Source organism: Micromonospora sp. NPDC047465, assembly GCF_040643125.1.
Lineage (GTDB): Bacteria > Actinomycetota > Actinomycetes > Mycobacteriales > Micromonosporaceae > Micromonospora.
Genome location: NZ_JBEYTP010000030.1, coordinates 1 through 15,860 on the forward strand (window position 1 = coordinate 1; position 15,860 = coordinate 15,860).

Below are 15,860 nucleotides of genomic sequence, written 5' to 3' on the forward strand. Positions count from 1 at the left end.
GACGACGTGATCGCACTTCAGTGCCTGGAACTGGGCGCGCTGAGCTACCTGACCAAGGCTGAGGGCACCGAACACCTCCTCAACGCCACCCGGGCCGCAGCGGCCGGTCAGGCGTACACCGCGCCATCCCTGGCGGGCGCGCTCGCCGGCGACCGCTCCGCCCACCGGCCGGTGTTGTCGGCGCGCGAGACCGAGGTGCTGATCCAGTGGTTCCAGTCGCAGTCCAAGGAGTTCGTGGCTCAGCGTCTGGGGATTTCGCTGAGCACGGTCAACTCCCATCTGGAGCACATCCGGATCAAGTACGCGATGCGTGGCCGGGCGGCCCCCACCAAGGCGATGTTGGTAGCGCGCGCCATCCAGGACGGGCTGATCCAGCTCGACGATCTGTGACGGTGTGCGTGGTTGGTTTCCTGCCCCGGACGGCTGTCGGTCGAACGCACGCCTCGCCCGTCCTCATCCGGCGCCTCTCCCTGATCGGTCGATCAGCCGATATTTGTACAGTCCGATGCCCTTAGTCTCGTCGTCATCCACGCACTACAAGGCACGGATGAGGAGCCGATGATGAGTGAGGAGATTCAGCCCAACTGCTGTGGCGGTGCGACAGACCGGCCACCGACCGGGCTCAGCCGCCGTACGTTGCTGCGCAGCACGACTCTGACCGCCGGCGCCCTCGTTGTCGGTGGCGGGGTCGTCGGGCTGCCCGGCACCGCCCACGCGGCGCCGGCGATCTACAACCCGTTCGCCGGCTACCCGATCACCGGCACCTGGCAGGACCACCTCGACTACGGGTCGCTCGGCGGGATCGACTTCGGGATGGGGGTCGGCACCGCGCTGCCCGCCTGCGGCGCCGGCACGATCCAGAACATCCCCTACAACGGTACGGGCGGGCACACCGTCACGATCTACCACGCAGACGGTTACCGCAGCCAGTACATGCACCTGTCACAGTTCCTGCTGGCCAACGGGACCGCGGTCGGCGCCGGGACGATCGTGGGACGGTCGGGCGGCGCCGTGGGTGCCCCCGGCTCGGGCAGCTCCACCGGCCCGCACCTGCACTGGCACATGATCAACCCGAGCGGGGTACGCATCAACCCGCTGACCTACATCGGCCAGAACCCGGGCGGCGGTAGCCTGCCCAAGACGACCACCGAGCAGGACGGCATCCCCGGCCCGATCTTCTACCAGCGGATGCAGAACTGGCTACGGATCACCGCCGGCTACACCGGACCGATCGACGGCGTGCCCGGCGTGAACACGTACGCCGCCCTGCAACGAGCCATGCGCAACTACGGCTACACCGGCCCCATCGACGGCATACCAGGGCCGAACACCTGGAAAGCGGTACAGCGACTCGCCTCCGGCTGGGGCTACACCGGCCCGATCGACGGCGTGATGGGACCCAACTCGTGGCGGGGCTTCGCCCGCTTCCTCAACCAGGACCAGTGGGACTGACCCCTTTCCAGGCCACCGCCACCAACGATGCAGGCCGCTGAAGTCACGACAGCGGAAATCGACAAAGCCGTTCGGCCCCACCCGCCCGGGAGCCGAGCTACCCGCCACCGCAGTGACGACAGCCTTCGACGCTCCCGTCGTGACTGATGACCGGAATGGTATTCTGGTCATCAGTCACAGAGAGGGGCGCCATGACCGAGTCGCAACCGGGCCAGATCGACCGCGCCGACCGGATCCTGGACGCGGCGAAGGAGTTGCTGCTGCGCTGGGGATACCGGCGGGTCACCATTGACGAGATCGCCCGGCACGCCGGTGTCGGCAAGGGCACCGTCTATCTGCACTGGCGCAGCCGCGAACAGTTGTTCTTCGCGGTCGGTGCGCGGGAGGCGGTCGCGATGCTCACCGCGGTGGTGGCCGCGATGCGCCAAGACCCGAAGGAGATCGCGCTCCACCGGTACATGCGCCGGTTCTTCCTGGAGGCGATGTCGCGACCAGTGCTGCGGGCGATCTTCACCCGGGACAGTGACGTGCTGGACCGGTTCCTGTCCAGCCCCGCCCGCCGGCCGCTGCAGAGTTCCAAGCTGCTGGCCTCCCGCGAATACCTGGGCGTACTCGCCGACAACGGCCTGCTGCGGGCGGACCTGCGTCCAGCGGATCTGGACTACACCCTGCCGGCGGTCGTGTTCGGCTTCTTCGGCATCGATCCGTTTCTTGCCGACGCGGTGGAGTTGAGTCTGCCGGACAAGGCCGATCAGCTGGCCGACACCCTCCGCCACGCGTTCGAACCGGCGAAGCCGCCGCCATCGGCGCGGCTCGCCGCGGCCGCGCCGCCGGTCATCGCCATCTTCGACGGGCACACCGACGACTACCGCCGCGCTGCCTATGGCGCGTCAGAAGACCAGAGGTGACAAGCATGGGCACGGACATCAACGGCCTGCACCACGTAGGCATCGTCGTGCGCGACATGGCCGCGGCGATCGAGACCTACCGGCGGCTCGGTTTCACCGTGGCGCCGCCGGCCTATCCGACGCTGCCCGCCGCCCCGGGAGCGCCCGCCCTTCCGGTCGGCGCAGCCAACACCCACATCTACCTGCGCCGCAACTTCGTCGAACTCGTGACCGTCGTCAGGGACGGCCAGCCGGTCCCCGGGGAAGCCAAACTGATTCCCATCAACGTTCCCGACGACAAGCTTCCCGGGCTCCTGGCCGCCGTTCGCGGCGCCGCCGCGAACCTCACCGCCTGCCTGGACCGGTTTCAAGGCATGCACATCCTCATCTTCGACTCGCCGGACATCGACCGCGCTGCAGCCCGCCTCGACACCGCAGGTGTCGCCCACGGCGGCGTGCACGCGATACAGCGCCCGATCGAGACCGCCAAGGGCACCCGAATGGTTCCCGCCCGCTACCTGGAAATCAGCGACGACGAGGCGGGCGCGCCACCCGGCCGGCTGCCCGAGGGCAGGCTCGGCGTCGCCGAGAAGGCCGCCGCCGTCGAGGAGCAGCAGCCGGAGCACGCCAACGGTGCCATCGACCTGATCGGATGCACGCTGTGCGTACCCGACGGCGCCTTGCCCGACGTCAAGCGCCGCTACGAGACGTACCTCGGCCGCACCGCTCACCACGACGGCTCCACCGCGACCTTCGACCTCGACGACGCCACCATCACCCTGGTCGCCGCCTCCGTGCTGCCCGACCTCCTGCCCCACGAGCGTCCGCCAGCCCTACCCGCCTTCGTCGGTTACACCGTCGCGGTACACGACATCGCCCAAACCGAGCACCACCTGCGGACGGCCGACGTGCCACACATCAAGCCCGGCGCGGGTGAAATCGTCGTACCAGCCAGCGGGGCCCTCGGCGCCACGATCGCCTTCCGCCCCGCCGCCGACTGACATCCGAACTCCTGCCCGGCTTGGTGCCTACGTGCTCACGGGCGCGCTCCGTCGGTTCGCGACGGCCACGCGACGGACGCGCGGTAGCCCATGTGCGCGGGGAGGAGGCGGGTGAACCTCCCCGCCGCCGGGCGCGCACACATGGGCTGATACGGTGGCCGGCATGGGAATGATTGAGGTCGACAGAATCTAGCCACCGAACTGCCGGTGGCTTTCACTCGTGTGGGCAGCGCCCGCACCGGTGAATGATCGTTTCCTGACGCAGCGTGAGTCCGCCCGCCCCGGGCGTCGACACCCCTGCGTGAACCTCGCCGGCACGTTCGCACCGCACCGACCTCGGTCCAGAGTGCGTGCCTGCGAACGCGCGACTTCGATCCTCTCCGTACTCATCCGTCCATCGCCCGTCACCCAGGCAGCGGCCTGACGGCGCAGGCGGGTGTGCCTCGGCAGGTCCGATCGAATCTCTCGCCGCATCGACTCACGGCCCGTGGTCGGTTGTCCCGCCAGCTCCGCTGGCAGCCACAACCACTCACGAGAGGCCATCGCCATGCAGCACCGTACGTCGCGTTCCCGAACCCGCCACCGTCGCGCGCACTGGAAGACCAGCGTTCCGGCGCTCACCACCTGCACGAATCCCGCCTGCGGCAAGCCCACGCCGCCGCACCGCGCCTGCCAGCACTGCGGCTTCTACCGGGGACGCGAGGTCTCTCCTCCCAAGGGCGGCGACTCGTGAACACCGTCCTGACCACGAGGAGCCGCTGGATGCGCATCCGCGACCATCTTGCCCAGACCGGCGCTCTGGCGTTCCGATTCCGCCAGCTCATCACCGCGTGGCAGAGTTCGACGGCCGAGACGTTCGCCGACGTCCACGCACTGCCGGCCGGCCTGCGCGCCGATCTTGCAGAGCAGTTCGGCCCACGGCTGCATCCGCTGACCCCGTTGGAAGTGCAACGGGACGAGCAGGTTGAGAAGGTGCTCTTCGCATCCGACACCGGTGCCCGCATCGAGACCGTCGTCTCGCACTATCGAGCCGGATGGGACTCCATGTGCATCTCGTCGCAGGCCGGGTGCGGCCTGGGCTGCACCTTCTGCGCGACCGGCGCGGTGGGCCTGGTCCGCAATCTCACCGCCGACGAGATCGTCGCGCAGGTGATGCACCCGCACTGGACCCGCGAAGGGCTGCCCAGGCCCGCGAGCGTCGCGTTCATGGGAATGGGGGAGGCGCTCGCCAACCCCCATGTGTTCGACGCGCTCACCCTGCTGACCGACGCCGGATACGCGGGGATGTCCGCACGCCGGGTCACGGTGTCGACCGTGGGGTTCGCGCCGAACCTGGCACGCCTGGTCGACGAGCACCCGCAGGTGACGATCACCCTGTCCGTGCACTCGCCGTTCCCGCAGGAACGGGCCCGCATCGTCCCCCTCGAGGAACGGTTCCCGCTCGCGCGGAGCCTCGACATCCTCGACCGGCATGCCGCCACGAGCCGCCGAAAGGTCTACCTCGCCTATCTGCTCATCGCCGACGTCAACGACAGCGACGACCACCTCGCCGCTCTCGCCCAACTTGTCCACGAGCGGTCCCGACCCGAGCTGTTCCACGTCAGCGTCATCCGCTACAACGAGGCGATCGGCGCGGCACCGGACCACCGCGCCCCGTCCTCCGGGCGAGTGGACGACTTCGTGCGCGGGCTCACCGCGCGGGGTGTGCACGCGACCAGGCGCCGACAGCTCGGCACCGGCATCGATGCCGCCTGCGGGCAGCTCCACGGCAGGTACCTCGCCGCGAACCCTCCGGTCGCCGCTCCCGTCGACACCGAACTGATCCCAGTCACACCCGTCCGTAGCTGACGGGACGAAAGAAGAGAAACGGCAACCATGTCTACGAAGTCCGCGATCACACTTCGCGATCTGACCTTCGAATGGCCAGACGGGACCGTCGCGTCCGCCTGTTCCTTCGGTGGGAAACCGTTCACGCCAGCCGCACCTTCGGCGGCCGGCCTGCGACCCTCCCTGTTCCGGCTCGTGAAGGCGCCTGTGCGGGAGGCGGAAAGTCCGACATCTTCGCCTGTCAGGTTCTCGCCCGGCCTCAGTCGAGCAGGGCGAGGAACCGGCGGAGGGCGGGGTTCGTGCTGTCGCGCGGCCAGGCCAGGGCGACGTCCACGGTGGGTGTCGGGGCGGTGAACCGGCGCAGTCGTACCTCGCGCAGCCGCAGCGCGCGGGCGCGGCCGGCCGGGACGGCCGCGATCACGTCTCCCTGCGCCACCGCCCGCAGCAACTGCTCGTCGTCCGGCTCCTGCCGGACGAGCCGGAACCCGCCCTGCGGCCAGACCTGGGCGATCGTGCGGTCGAACATGCCGGGGCCGTTCTCGCGTGGCCACATCACGGCTGGCAGGTCGACCACCTCGGCCCGGCTGACCCGGCGGCGGCTGGCGGCGAGGGGGTGACCTGCGGGCAGGGCCAGCAGCAGCTCCTCGGTGTCGACCGTCCGGCAGGCCAACGCCGGCTCGTCGACAGGCGGGCGGACGAACGCCACGTCGAGCCGGCCGGCGAGCAGGCCGGCCACGTTCGGCGCCGTCCAGGCCGTCTCCGGGACCACCTCGATGTCCGGGTGGGTGGCCCGGAACCGGGCGACCAGCGCGTCGACCCGGCCGCCCCGCGCCGACCGCGTGTACGCGAGCCGGAGCCGGCCGCCCCGCCCGCGTACCAGGTCCCGGATGCGGGCGGTCCCCGCGTCCACCTCGGCGAGCAGCCGGGTGGCCTCGTCGGCGACCCGCGCCCCCACCTCCGTCAGCCGGCAGCCCCGGCTGGTGCGGTGCACGAGCGGCACGCCGAGTTGGCGTTCCAGGGCCCGGATCTGCTGGCTGAGCGCGGGCTGGGCGACGCGCAGCCGGGCGGCGGCCCGGGTGAAGTGCAGTTCTTCGGCGAGCACGGCGAAGTAGCGCAGCCGCCGCAGGTCCAACCAGGCGTCCAGGGTCGGCGCGTCGGACATGGATCGATCATAAGCCCCGCTTATCGCCGGCTGTCCGATCCGTCTTGGACGGCGGCCCGCCGGGACGGCGACGATCCGAGACCAACGGCACGAGCGAGGGAGCGGATGATGACGGCAGCGACGGACGTGGTGGTGGTCGGGGGTGGGGTCGTCGGGATGACGGCGGCGGTCACCCTCCAGCGGCGGGGGGCGCGGGTGACGGTGCTGGCCGCCGACGACCCGGCGGACACGGTGTCCACGGTGGCCGCCGCCGTCTGGTACCCAAGCCACACCGACCAGGACCCGCGGGTGCTGCGCTGGGCGCGGGAGACCCACACGGAGCTGGGCCGCCAGGCCGCGGACGGTGTGCCGGGGGTGGTCGCGCGGCCGACCCGGATGCTGCTGCGCCAGCCGTACGCCGGCCCGCCCTGGTGGGCGGAGGCGTGCGGGGACCTGGTGGCGGAGCCGGCGCGACCGCCGTACACGGCGCTGCTGCGGTTCACCGCGCCGACGGTGGAGATGACGCCATACCTGGCCTGGCTACGGCAGCGGCTGGAGGCCGGCGGCGGGCGGGTGCTGCGTCGCCGGGTGCGGCGGCTCGCCGACGCGTTCGACACCGCGCCGACGGTCGTCAACGCGACGGGTCTGGCCGCCGGCCAGCTCGCCGGCGACCCGGCCGTGCACCCGGTGCGCGGGCACCTGGTGCTGGTGGCGAACCCGGGCCTGACCGTCTCGGTGCGTGACGAGGACGACCCGGCCGGGATCACGTACGTGCACCCGCGCCGGCACGACGTGGTGCTCGGCGGCACATACCAGCCGGGGGTGGGGCACACCGCGCCCGACCCGGACACGGCCGCGGCGATCCGGCGCCGCTGCGTCGCGCTGGTGCCGGAGTTGGCCGAGGCGCCGGTGCTCGGCGAGCGGATCGGGCTGCGGCCGGCCCGGCACGGCGGCCCGCGGGTCGAGGTGGACCCGGAGCCGGCGGGCCCGCGCGGCAGCCGGCTCGTGCACGCGTACGGCCACGGCGGGGCGGGGGTCACCCTGTCCTGGGGGTGCGCCGCCGAGGTGGCGGACCTCGCCCTGGGCGGCTGACCGGGCGCACCCGGGCGAGGCTCCTGTGCCGCCAGGCGGCTGGGGCGGGGGCCCGGGTGCGTCCCGCCAGGTGGGGTGGCGGCTGGGCGCCGTCCGGGGAGCGGGTGGGAGCGCCCGATTCGGCTCGCACACCAGGCCGGAGCCTTCGGCCACCCCGCCTGCCGCCGGATGCCGGAATCCGGGACGAGCATGCGCGCCGGTTCATAGGCTGGCGAGCGGGAGCACGTCGGGAGGCTGGCGGAGGCATCGTGGGCAACGTGATCAGGGACGCTCTGCAGGGCGTACAGGAGGTCGAGATCACCGTGACCGGCCGGAAGACCGGACGGCAGATCTCGCACCCGGTGTGGTTCGTGCAGGAGGAGGACAGCGTCTTCCTGGTGCCGATCACCGGCTCGGACAGCGACTGGTACAAGAACGTCCGGCGGACCCCGTTCGTCCAGCTGGCCGCGAACGGCACGGCCCTGAGTTCGAGCGCCACCCCCATCACCGACGCCGACCGGGTCAACCACGTCGTCGAGATGTTCTGCGAGAAGTACGGCGCCGACCAGGTCGAGGCGCAGTACCCGAGGCACGACGTCGCCGTGCAGGTCCCACTCGGCTGACCCGACACCAGATCGACGACCGGCGGAGAGGTCAGTCGCCGGGGCTACTCGATGTGTCGGTAGCCGAGCCACATTCCGCAGCGCGGTTGCACCTCGTGAACCGAGCGCCGTCGGCTCGAGATGCAACCGCGCTGCCGGAGGACGGCTCAGTCGTTGCGGGCGGTCTCCGGGCCGGTGATCCGCCGCAGCAGCGGCAGCGTCGAGGCGACGATGCCCAGCGACACCGCCAACCCACCGACCACGATGAGGTAGAACGACGGCTTCGGCGCCAGCAGCGTGTAGCCCAACTGCGCCCGCAGGAACAGATGCGCGGCCAGGAACCCGATCCCGATCGCCACCGCCGCGACGATCAGCAGCGGCGCGACGGTCTCCAGCGCGACCACCCGGCGCAGGGTGCGCAGTTGCACCCCGGTGAGCCGCAGCATGCTGAACGGCCGCCGCCGGTCGCTCAGCCCGCCGGCCACGCTCACCGCCAGGCTGCAACCCGCGATCGGCAGGCTGGCCAGCATCACCACGTTGGCCAGCTGCTGGAACTGCCGCAGCAGCCGCGCGGAACTCGACTCCCATTCGGCGGTGCTGGTCGGGAAGCGATCCTTGGGGAACGCGTCGATCAGCATCGTCCGGGCCCGCTCGAACGCGGCGCGGCTGGTCGTGTCGACGACCACCGACACGATCGGCTGCCGGTCGACCTGCGCGGGATCGATGTCGGCGGCCTTCCAGACGTACGTGTCGTTGGTCAGGTCGAACGCGCGCAAGCCGACGAGGTCGGGGGTCACGGTCGCGACCTTCGCGCCCGCGGGGCAGCTGCCGTACGCCGCCAGGCGGTCCAGCTCGGCACAGGTGATGATGCCGTGCCACCCGTCCGGGTCGGGGTTGCGGTGCACCACGGTCACGCTGCGCACCCCGGGGATCGCCGCGAGCCCGGCCGGGATCTGGTCCGGGGTCGGCGCGGGACCGTCCTCGGGCCAGAAGATCTTCGACAGGGACGTGGCGGCCACCGAGTCGGTGCGGGGCTCGCCGCGGTTGGCGATGTACGTGGTGATCGTGCCGGTCGCCACGCTGGTCACGAACAGCGCCACGATCAGCCCACTCACGGACCGGAACCCCGCCTGCGGGTTGTCCGACAGGCGGCGCGCGGCGATGAGCGTGGCGGGCCGGCTCGCCCGCCCGGCCAGCAGCCGCGCGGCGATCATGGTCAACCACGGTCCGGCCAGCACCAGCCCGACCAGGATCAGCAGAAACCCCGAGAGGTACGCGGTGAGCTGGCCGTTGGTCGTGGGGGGACGACGGCCGATGAAGTAGGTCAGTTCGGCGAGCCCGGCGACCAGCGGGATGAGCCGCCAGGCGCGCGGCGGCTTCGGCGTCACCCGCCGGCTCACGCCCAGCGGCGAGATCTGCACCCGCCGCAGGGCCAGCCAGGAGGCCACGACGGCGCCGACCGGGATGCCGAGCGTGACCAGCAGGACGTCGACGATCGTGAGAGAGAGGTCGGCGGCGAAGAACGGCTCGCCGGTGAACGGGATCGCCGCGAGGCCGGGCCGGAACGCGAAGAACAGGCCGAACCCGGCTGCCGTACCGGCGACGGCGGCGAGTGTCGACTCGACCGCCGAGATCAGCGAGATCTGCCGTGGCGTGGCGCCGACCAGCCGCATCGCGGCGAAGCGCTGCTCCCGACGGGTGGCGGCCAGCCGGGTCGCGGTGCCGATGAAGATGAGCACCGGGAAGAGCAGCGCGGCCGTGACCACGGACAGCACGAGCGCCATGCCGTCGCCGTTGATGCCGACATAGCAGCCGTCGGCGCAGCCGTCCGGAGAGGCGGTCATGATCTGGGTGACCTGGCGGGCACCCAGGTGCTCCAGGTCGGCGGGCGGGCGGCCGATGACGATCAGCAGCGAGTCCGGAGAGGGCAACGCCGCCCGACCGATCGTGCCGACCTCGCGGCCGGGGAAGCGGTCACCGAGTTCCGCGGCCGGGGTGGCCCGCAGCAGCTCGCCGAGGGCGGGTGAGACGTAGTACTCGCCGGGCCCGGGCAGGCGCGGGATGCCCGGCGGGAGGGGCGCGTCCGGGCCGGTCGCCGCGACGTCGACCCGGCCGATGGACGTGCCGTGGTAGTAGTCCTCCCGGACGAGCCACCACAGCGGGTCGACCGAGGGATCGGAGGAGGCCGGCGCGACGGCGGTGTTGAGCCAGGCGTTCCGCTGGTTCTGTGCGCCGACCGCGTTCATGCCGGCGACTGTCGCCAGGAGCATGCCGACGCCGAGCGCCACCGCGGCGGCGATGATGACGAGCCGGGTAGCGGCTTCCCGCCCGCCGGCCACGGACAGCCGTACCGCGAACCGGATCATGCGGGCACCAGCGCGTTCACCTTGCCGTCGCGCACGATGACCTGCCGGTCGGCGTACGCGGCGACGCGGGCCTCGTGGGTGACGACCACGACGGTCGTGCCCTGCTCCCGGGCGGAGGCGACCAGGAGGTTCATGACCTGCTCGCCGGTCAGCGAGTCGAGCGCCCCGGTCGGCTCGTCGGCGAACAGCGCCCCGGGCCGGGCGACCAGGCCGCGGGCCAGCGCGACCCGCTGCGCCTGACCGCCGGAGAGTTCACCGGAGCGGCGCCGCTCCAGCCCGGCCAGGCCGAGCCGCTCGAACCAGGGCCGCGCCTCCGTGAGCGCCGCGGCCCGCCTGACGCCGCTCAACAGCAGCGGCAGCGCGACGTTCTCCTCCGCGGTCAGCTCCGGTACGAGCTGTCCGAACTGGAACACGAACCCGAACTGGTCCCGGCGCAGGATGCTGCGCTCCTGCTCGCCCAGGGTGTCGATCCGGCGGCCGTCGAAGTGGATTTCGCCGGCGTCCGGCACGAGGATCCCGGCCAGGCAGTGCAGCAGGGTGGACTTGCCGGAGCCGCTCGGGCCCATGATGGCGACGATCTCGCCCGGGGCCACCGAGATGCTGGCGCCGCGCAGCGCCGGCGTCTCGCCGAAGGACAGGTGGACGTCTCGCGCCTCGATCGCCTTCATCCGCGTACCACCGTCCGGAGGGCGTCCAGCCGGGCGACCGTGGTGTCGATCCAGTGCAGGTCGGCTTCCAGGTGGAACAGGCCGTGGTCGGCCAGCATGGTGTCGACCAGGTTGCCGCTGCGCTTGATCTCGGTGAGTTCCGTCATCCGCCGCAGGTGTGTGGCGCGCTGCGTGTCGAGGTATTCCTCGGCGGGGCGGTCGAGCATGAGCGCCAGCACGACCTTGGTGAACAGCACGGTCTGCAGGTTGGGCTCGGCCTCGACCGGCTCGGTCAGCCACGACTCGAAATCGGTCGCGCCCCGGTCGGTGATGACGTAGCGCTTGCGTTCGGGGCCGACGCCCGGCTCGACCTCGCCGACCACGATCTTGCCGTCGCGGACGAGCCGGCCGAGGGTCGCGTAGACCTGGCCGAACGGCAGCGGCTTGCCGCGGCTGAAGAAGGAGTCGTAGTCGCGCTTCAGTTCGTAGCCGTGGCTGGGCTCGCGTTCGAGCAGGCCGAGGAGGGTCATGGGAACGCTCATGGCGGCCACCATACCCCGAGCGTATACCCCGCGTATATACCTCGCGCGTATATCAGTGCTCGTCGGCTGCGGGCGTGGGCGGCCGACCTGCCACGGCGGTGGGGCTGACGTGCCCGGCCGACGCCACCGGGGTCAGCGCGAAGTGGACCGTACGCCCGGTCTTCGCCCGCCCGAGCCAGTGCGTCAACGGCACCACCACCCCTTGCAACAGCGGTTGCTTGCGTACCAGCGCCCGGCTGGCCGCCCGGTACTCGGCCCCGGTCAACCGCCGCGCCTCGGCCTCGACCGCCGCACCGGTCGGCTTTCCCAGCGCGGTAGACGGGGCCACGGCCACCCGCGGATTGTTGCGGATCCGCCTGGTCTTCCACGCCTTCTCGAAACTGCGCACGTACGCCCGTTCCCCCGCCACCGCGATGCTCACCGCCGCGGCCACGGCCGTGCCGTCGCGCTTGTACGTCGTCAGTGCCACCGTCTTCTGGCGGACCAGCGGTGCCCAGACGGCGGACGGGGCGGGATCGACGTACCCAACCACCCAGCCCAGCCTCCGCAGCCGGGCCGCCAGCGCAGCCAGGGCGAGTACGGCGGACAGGCCGACCAGCCAGGTCTGCGCGGCGCTGCCGCCGGCGTCCGCGTCGACCAGGTGCGAGACCGTGTGCGCCGCCCCGCCGACCAGATACCCGGCGAGGGCGACGGCCAGGGCGTCGGCCCAGATCAGCGCCAGCAGCAGGGTCATCCCGATGCCGAACTGGAACGCCCCCACGTCGTGCACGAAGTGCTCGTGCGGTGGGAAGTTCACCGCCGAACTGAAGGAGAAGGGCCGCAGCAGGGCCCACAGCCCGATGATCACCGACGCCGCGCCGAGCAGCGCCGCCACCCCACGTCCAAGGCTTCTCATGCCCCTGAGACGGGCCGGCCGCCCGCGGTGTGACCGTGGCCCGGCCGGGGACGCCAACTCGACCACGCCCCGCACGCCGGGGTCAGCGACGGCGGGGCCCGGTGGGCGGCCGGGCAGCAGCAGCGGTGCGATCGCGGCCCACGAATCGTCCGAGGCGATCCACCGCGGCTGCTCACCCTTCACATCCGGCGGGACAGTCCTCAAGCCCGCCGGATGTCACCCGCCACCCGATGTCAGGAGTTTCCTCCAGCGCTGCGGTAGCGCTCGACCTCCGACCACACGGCGGACATCCCGGCGAGGCAGCGGTCGAACGCCTGGGCGTGTTCCCGGTAGGCGGCGCGGTTCGGCCCCGGGTGCACGCAGAGGTCGTCCTCGTCGTTGACGGTCCACGGCGGCACGTCGTGGCCGAGGGCGCCGGGCAGCAGGGAGGCGACGCCCCGGGCACCGAGTTCGCTGGTGAGCTGCCGCCGGACCGGGCGGCCGAGCACGTCGGCGAAGATCTGCGCCCACACCGTCGACCGCGCTCCGCCGCCGGCCAGCCGCCAGGGCCGGTCACCGACGTCCGCGCCGCTGGCCAGCACCCGGTCGAGCTGCACCCGGTGGTACTGCGCGACGCCTTCGATGACCGCCCGGGTGAGGTGGCCCCGGCGGTGGTTGCTGGAGATGCCGAGGAAGGTGCCGGACGCCGACGGATGCTCGGGCGAGCCGTTGACGAAGGGCAGGAACAGCAGGCCGTCGGCGCCGGGCGGCACCGCGGCGGCCTCCTGCAGCAGTTCCGCCGCGGCGACGCCGCCGGTCTGCTGGTGGGGCACCCCGGCGCAGGCGAGCCAGTCGAGGTTGGCGGCTGACGTGGGGGCCACCTCCATGGCCAGCATCGTGGCCGGATCGGGCATGAAGGCGCTGAGCGTGACCTCCGGGGCGGGGGTGCGGGCGGGCACCACCACGCCGTTGATCGCCCAGGTGCCGACGATGATCGTCCCGTCCCCGAGCTCCCGACCTCCGGCGCCGAGTGTGGCGGCCACACAGTCCATGCACCCGGCGATGACCGGCAGGCCCTCGGGCAGCCCCGTGCGGGCCGCCGTCGCCGCGCTCAGACCGGCGACCACCTCGTCGGACCTGCGCAGCGGTGGGAACCGGTCCAGGTCGGCGGCGGGCAGGCCCACCAGTTCGAGCGCCGTGGGCGTGTACGCGCGGGTGTCGAGCCCGACCATGCCGAACGCGCTGGCGTCGCTGTAGTCCGCGCTGGCCACGCCGGTGAGCTGCGCGGTGACCCAGTCTTTGCAGGACAGCACCCACCGGGTGGCGGCGTAGGTCGCCGGTTCGGCGTCCCGCAGCCAGCGCAGCAGGACGGCGGGCTGGGCGGCCCACGGGATCGAGCCGGTCTCCCGGGCCAGCCGGCGGGCCCCCTCCGGCGGGATCGCCTGGACGATGTGCTGCGCCCGGCTGTCCGACGAGGCGATGGCCGGCCCGATCGGGCGCAGGGACGCGTCGACCGGGTAGATGCCGTTGCCGTGTGCGGCCACGCCGATGCCCGCCGGGGCGTACCCCTCGGCGGCCAGCTTGCCGGCGACGTCCGCCAGCAGCGACAGCACCGTGTCGGCGAGGGCGGTCATGTCGACGTCGTGGCGGTGGGCGGTGACGCTGGTGCGCGGAGTGCGGGCGTGCACGACGGCCAGCTCGTTGCCGACGACGTCGAAGGCGGCCACCTTGGTGGCGGTGAGGCCGACGTCGACCCCGAGGTAGCAGGTGTGCGGGGTCGTCACGACGTCCTCCTGTCGCTCGTTCCGGTCGCCGGGGCGAGGCTCAGCCCGCGCGGGCGGAAGCGCCGCAGCTCCGCCCGGTAGGCGGCAACCTCGGCGTCGGCCCGTTCGGTGTCCCAGCCGAGATGCCGTACGGCGACGTCCGCGCAGGTCACGGCCGTCGACACCGCCATGTCCGGGCCGAGGCCGATCAGCGTACGGCGCAGCAGCACGTCCGCCAAGGTCACGGCCCGTTCCTCGCGGAAGGCCATGACAATCTCGGCGGCGACCGCCCCGGTCCGCTCGTCGACGACTTCGGCCAGTGTCGGATCGGCTACGGCGAGTTCGAGTACCTGGCGGGCCCGGACGCCGTAGATGTCCAGCAGCCGGGCGGACTGCGCCGGAGTGAACGGAGTGGCCGAACGCGCGAATTCCGCGCGGAAGGCGTACCAGTCCGGCGTGTCGGCGCCGGGCAGCGGCCGGGTACGGGTGATGCACCGTTGCGCCGGCCGGCCGAGCACCTTCAGCGCCTCGTCGGTGGCGTCCTCGGCGAGGGCCCGGTGGGTGGTCAGCTTGCCGCCGATGATCGTGAGCAGCCCCTCGTACGCGGGCGCGTGGTTGAGCACCGTGTGCCCGCGACTGATCTTGGCGTTGTCCGACACGCCGGCCGTGTAGGGCAGCGGGCGGATTCCGGCGACGCTGTAGAGCACGTCGTCCGGGGTGAGGCCGGCCTGGGGGAACAACCGGTTGGCCTCGGTGAGCAGGTAGTCGATCTCGGCGTCGCTGGCGACCACCTCGTCCAGGTCACCCTCGTACGTGAGGTCGGTGCTGCCGAGGACGTAGCGGCCCTCCCAGGGGAAGATGAAGATCGGTCGCCGGTCGGCGGCGGCCTCGAAGAAGATGCAGGTGTCCGGGGCGCCCGGGAACGGGTCGATGATGATGTGGCTGCCCTTGGTGCCGCCGTTGAGGCGCCCGCTCGCCACCTGGCCGTCGAGGATCCGGTCGATCCACGGCCCGGCCGCGTTGATCGTGAGCCGTCCCCGGATCTCCCCCTCGCGCCCGGACTGGTTGTCCCGGGTCCGGACCCCGTCCACCCGCCCGCCCGTCACGAGCAGACCGGTCACCGTCGTGTAGGTCAGCACCCGCGCGCCCAGCCGCTCGGCGTCGATGAGCAGTTCGACGCAGAGCCGCTCGGCCCACGGCACCTGGGCGTCGTTGAAGAGCACCCCGCCGCGCAGCCCCTTGCGCGAGAGGTGCGGCCAGCGCCGGCCGATCGCCCGGGCGGACATGCCCCGGCTGCGTCCGCGCCCACGGCCCGCGGCCAGGACGTCGAACGCGGCCAGGCCGAGGCGGATCAGGGGTCCCGGCCGGCTGTCACCGGCGTAGAACGGGATCAGCATGGGGTAGTCGTGGACCAGGTGCGGCGCGGTGCGGAACAGCAGGTGCCGTTCCCGGATCGACTCGTGCACCAGGGCGAAGTCGTAGCGCTCGAGGTACTTCAGGCCGCCGTGGATGAGCCGGCTGGAGGTGGCGGTGGTGCCGGCGCCGACGTCACCGCGGTCGACCACGACGACGCTGAGGCCCCGGCTGGCGGCGTCTCGGGCGATGGCGAGGCCGTTGATGCCGGCGCCGATGACCACGAGGTCGACGATGTCGTCGGCGCCGGTCTGTGGGTGTGGCATGAGGAGCT

Annotated in this window: 15 protein-coding genes; 8 read left to right on the top strand and 7 right to left on the bottom strand. The window is 72.1% G+C overall.

Features of this window, described 5'->3' with window-relative positions:
* The 6 genes from ABZ793_RS24125 to ABZ793_RS24150 form a co-directional block, all read left to right on the top strand.
* Window positions 1-390: LuxR C-terminal-related transcriptional regulator (locus ABZ793_RS24125; protein WP_357461127.1), on the top strand; the 390-nt coding region annotated here is incomplete at its 5' end.
* 171 nt (window positions 391-561) lie between these two features.
* Window positions 562-1,452, top strand: coding sequence for a peptidoglycan DD-metalloendopeptidase family protein (locus ABZ793_RS24130; RefSeq protein ID WP_357461130.1), 891 nt, complete (start codon window positions 562-564; stop codon window positions 1,450-1,452).
* A gap of 191 nt (window positions 1,453-1,643) precedes the next feature.
* Window positions 1,644-2,360: a helix-turn-helix domain-containing protein gene (locus ABZ793_RS24135; protein WP_357461132.1), complete on the top strand. Its 717-nt coding sequence runs from the start codon at window positions 1,644-1,646 to the stop codon at window positions 2,358-2,360.
* A 5-nt stretch (window positions 2,361-2,365) separates the two neighbouring features.
* Window positions 2,366-3,340, top strand: a complete 975-nt coding sequence (locus tag ABZ793_RS24140) for a VOC family protein (protein ID WP_357461134.1) — start codon at window positions 2,366-2,368, stop codon at window positions 3,338-3,340.
* 547 nt (window positions 3,341-3,887) lie between these two features.
* Window positions 3,888-4,073 carry a 50S ribosomal protein L32 gene (rpmF, locus tag ABZ793_RS24145; protein ID WP_357461137.1) on the top strand — a complete coding sequence of 62 codons (186 nt, stop codon included), beginning with the start codon at window positions 3,888-3,890 and terminating at the stop codon, window positions 4,071-4,073.
* A gap of 29 nt (window positions 4,074-4,102) precedes the next feature.
* On the top strand, window positions 4,103-5,188 hold the full coding sequence (locus ABZ793_RS24150; protein WP_357461139.1) for a radical SAM protein: 1,086 nt from the start codon (window positions 4,103-4,105) through the stop codon (window positions 5,186-5,188).
* A 238-nt stretch (window positions 5,189-5,426) separates the two neighbouring features.
* On the opposite strand, the gene ABZ793_RS24155 is transcribed toward ABZ793_RS24150, so the two are convergent.
* Entirely contained in the window at window positions 5,427-6,329 is a 903-nt protein-coding gene (locus ABZ793_RS24155; protein WP_357461142.1) for a LysR substrate-binding domain-containing protein, read from the bottom strand.
* A gap of 108 nt (window positions 6,330-6,437) precedes the next feature.
* On the opposite strand from ABZ793_RS24155, the gene ABZ793_RS24160 reads away from it, so the two are divergent.
* Both ABZ793_RS24160 and ABZ793_RS24165 read left to right on the top strand, forming a co-directional pair.
* Window positions 6,438-7,400 carry an FAD-dependent oxidoreductase gene (locus ABZ793_RS24160; protein ID WP_357461145.1) on the top strand — a complete coding sequence of 321 codons (963 nt, stop codon included), beginning with the start codon at window positions 6,438-6,440 and terminating at the stop codon, window positions 7,398-7,400.
* A gap of 257 nt (window positions 7,401-7,657) precedes the next feature.
* Complete coding sequence (locus ABZ793_RS24165) at window positions 7,658-8,002, top strand: nitroreductase/quinone reductase family protein (protein ID WP_357461148.1); 345 nt, start codon at window positions 7,658-7,660, stop codon at window positions 8,000-8,002.
* Between the two features lie 146 nt (window positions 8,003-8,148).
* Here ABZ793_RS24165 and ABZ793_RS24170 read toward each other — a convergent pair whose 3' ends face one another.
* The 6 genes from ABZ793_RS24170 to ABZ793_RS24195 all read right to left on the bottom strand — a co-directional run bounded on the left by ABZ793_RS24170 (window position 8,149) and on the right by ABZ793_RS24195 (window position 15,852).
* Window positions 8,149-10,347, bottom strand: a complete 2,199-nt coding sequence (locus tag ABZ793_RS24170) for an FtsX-like permease family protein (RefSeq protein ID WP_357461151.1) — start codon at window positions 10,345-10,347, stop codon at window positions 8,149-8,151.
* The gene (locus ABZ793_RS24175) at window positions 10,344-11,015 is read right to left on the bottom strand and encodes an ABC transporter ATP-binding protein (RefSeq protein ID WP_357461153.1); all 672 of its coding nucleotides are present in this window, start codon (window positions 11,013-11,015) and stop codon (window positions 10,344-10,346) included. Before ABZ793_RS24175 ends, ABZ793_RS24170 begins: the two co-directional genes overlap by 4 nt.
* Entirely contained in the window at window positions 11,012-11,536 is a 525-nt protein-coding gene (locus ABZ793_RS24180) for a PadR family transcriptional regulator (protein WP_357461156.1), read from the bottom strand. The genes ABZ793_RS24175 and ABZ793_RS24180 overlap by 4 nt, the downstream gene beginning before the upstream one ends.
* 52 nt (window positions 11,537-11,588) lie before the next feature.
* Complete coding sequence (locus tag ABZ793_RS24185) at window positions 11,589-12,431, bottom strand: PPOX class F420-dependent oxidoreductase (RefSeq protein WP_357461159.1); 843 nt, start codon at window positions 12,429-12,431, stop codon at window positions 11,589-11,591.
* Window positions 12,432-12,664: 233 nt separating this feature from the next.
* Window positions 12,665-14,194, bottom strand: a complete 1,530-nt coding sequence (locus ABZ793_RS24190) for an FGGY-family carbohydrate kinase (RefSeq protein ID WP_357461161.1) — start codon at window positions 14,192-14,194, stop codon at window positions 12,665-12,667.
* Entirely contained in the window at window positions 14,191-15,852 is a 1,662-nt protein-coding gene (locus ABZ793_RS24195) for a glycerol-3-phosphate dehydrogenase/oxidase (RefSeq protein ID WP_357461165.1), read from the bottom strand. The genes ABZ793_RS24190 and ABZ793_RS24195 overlap by 4 nt, the downstream gene beginning before the upstream one ends.
* Window positions 15,853-15,860 lie beyond the last annotated feature (8 nt).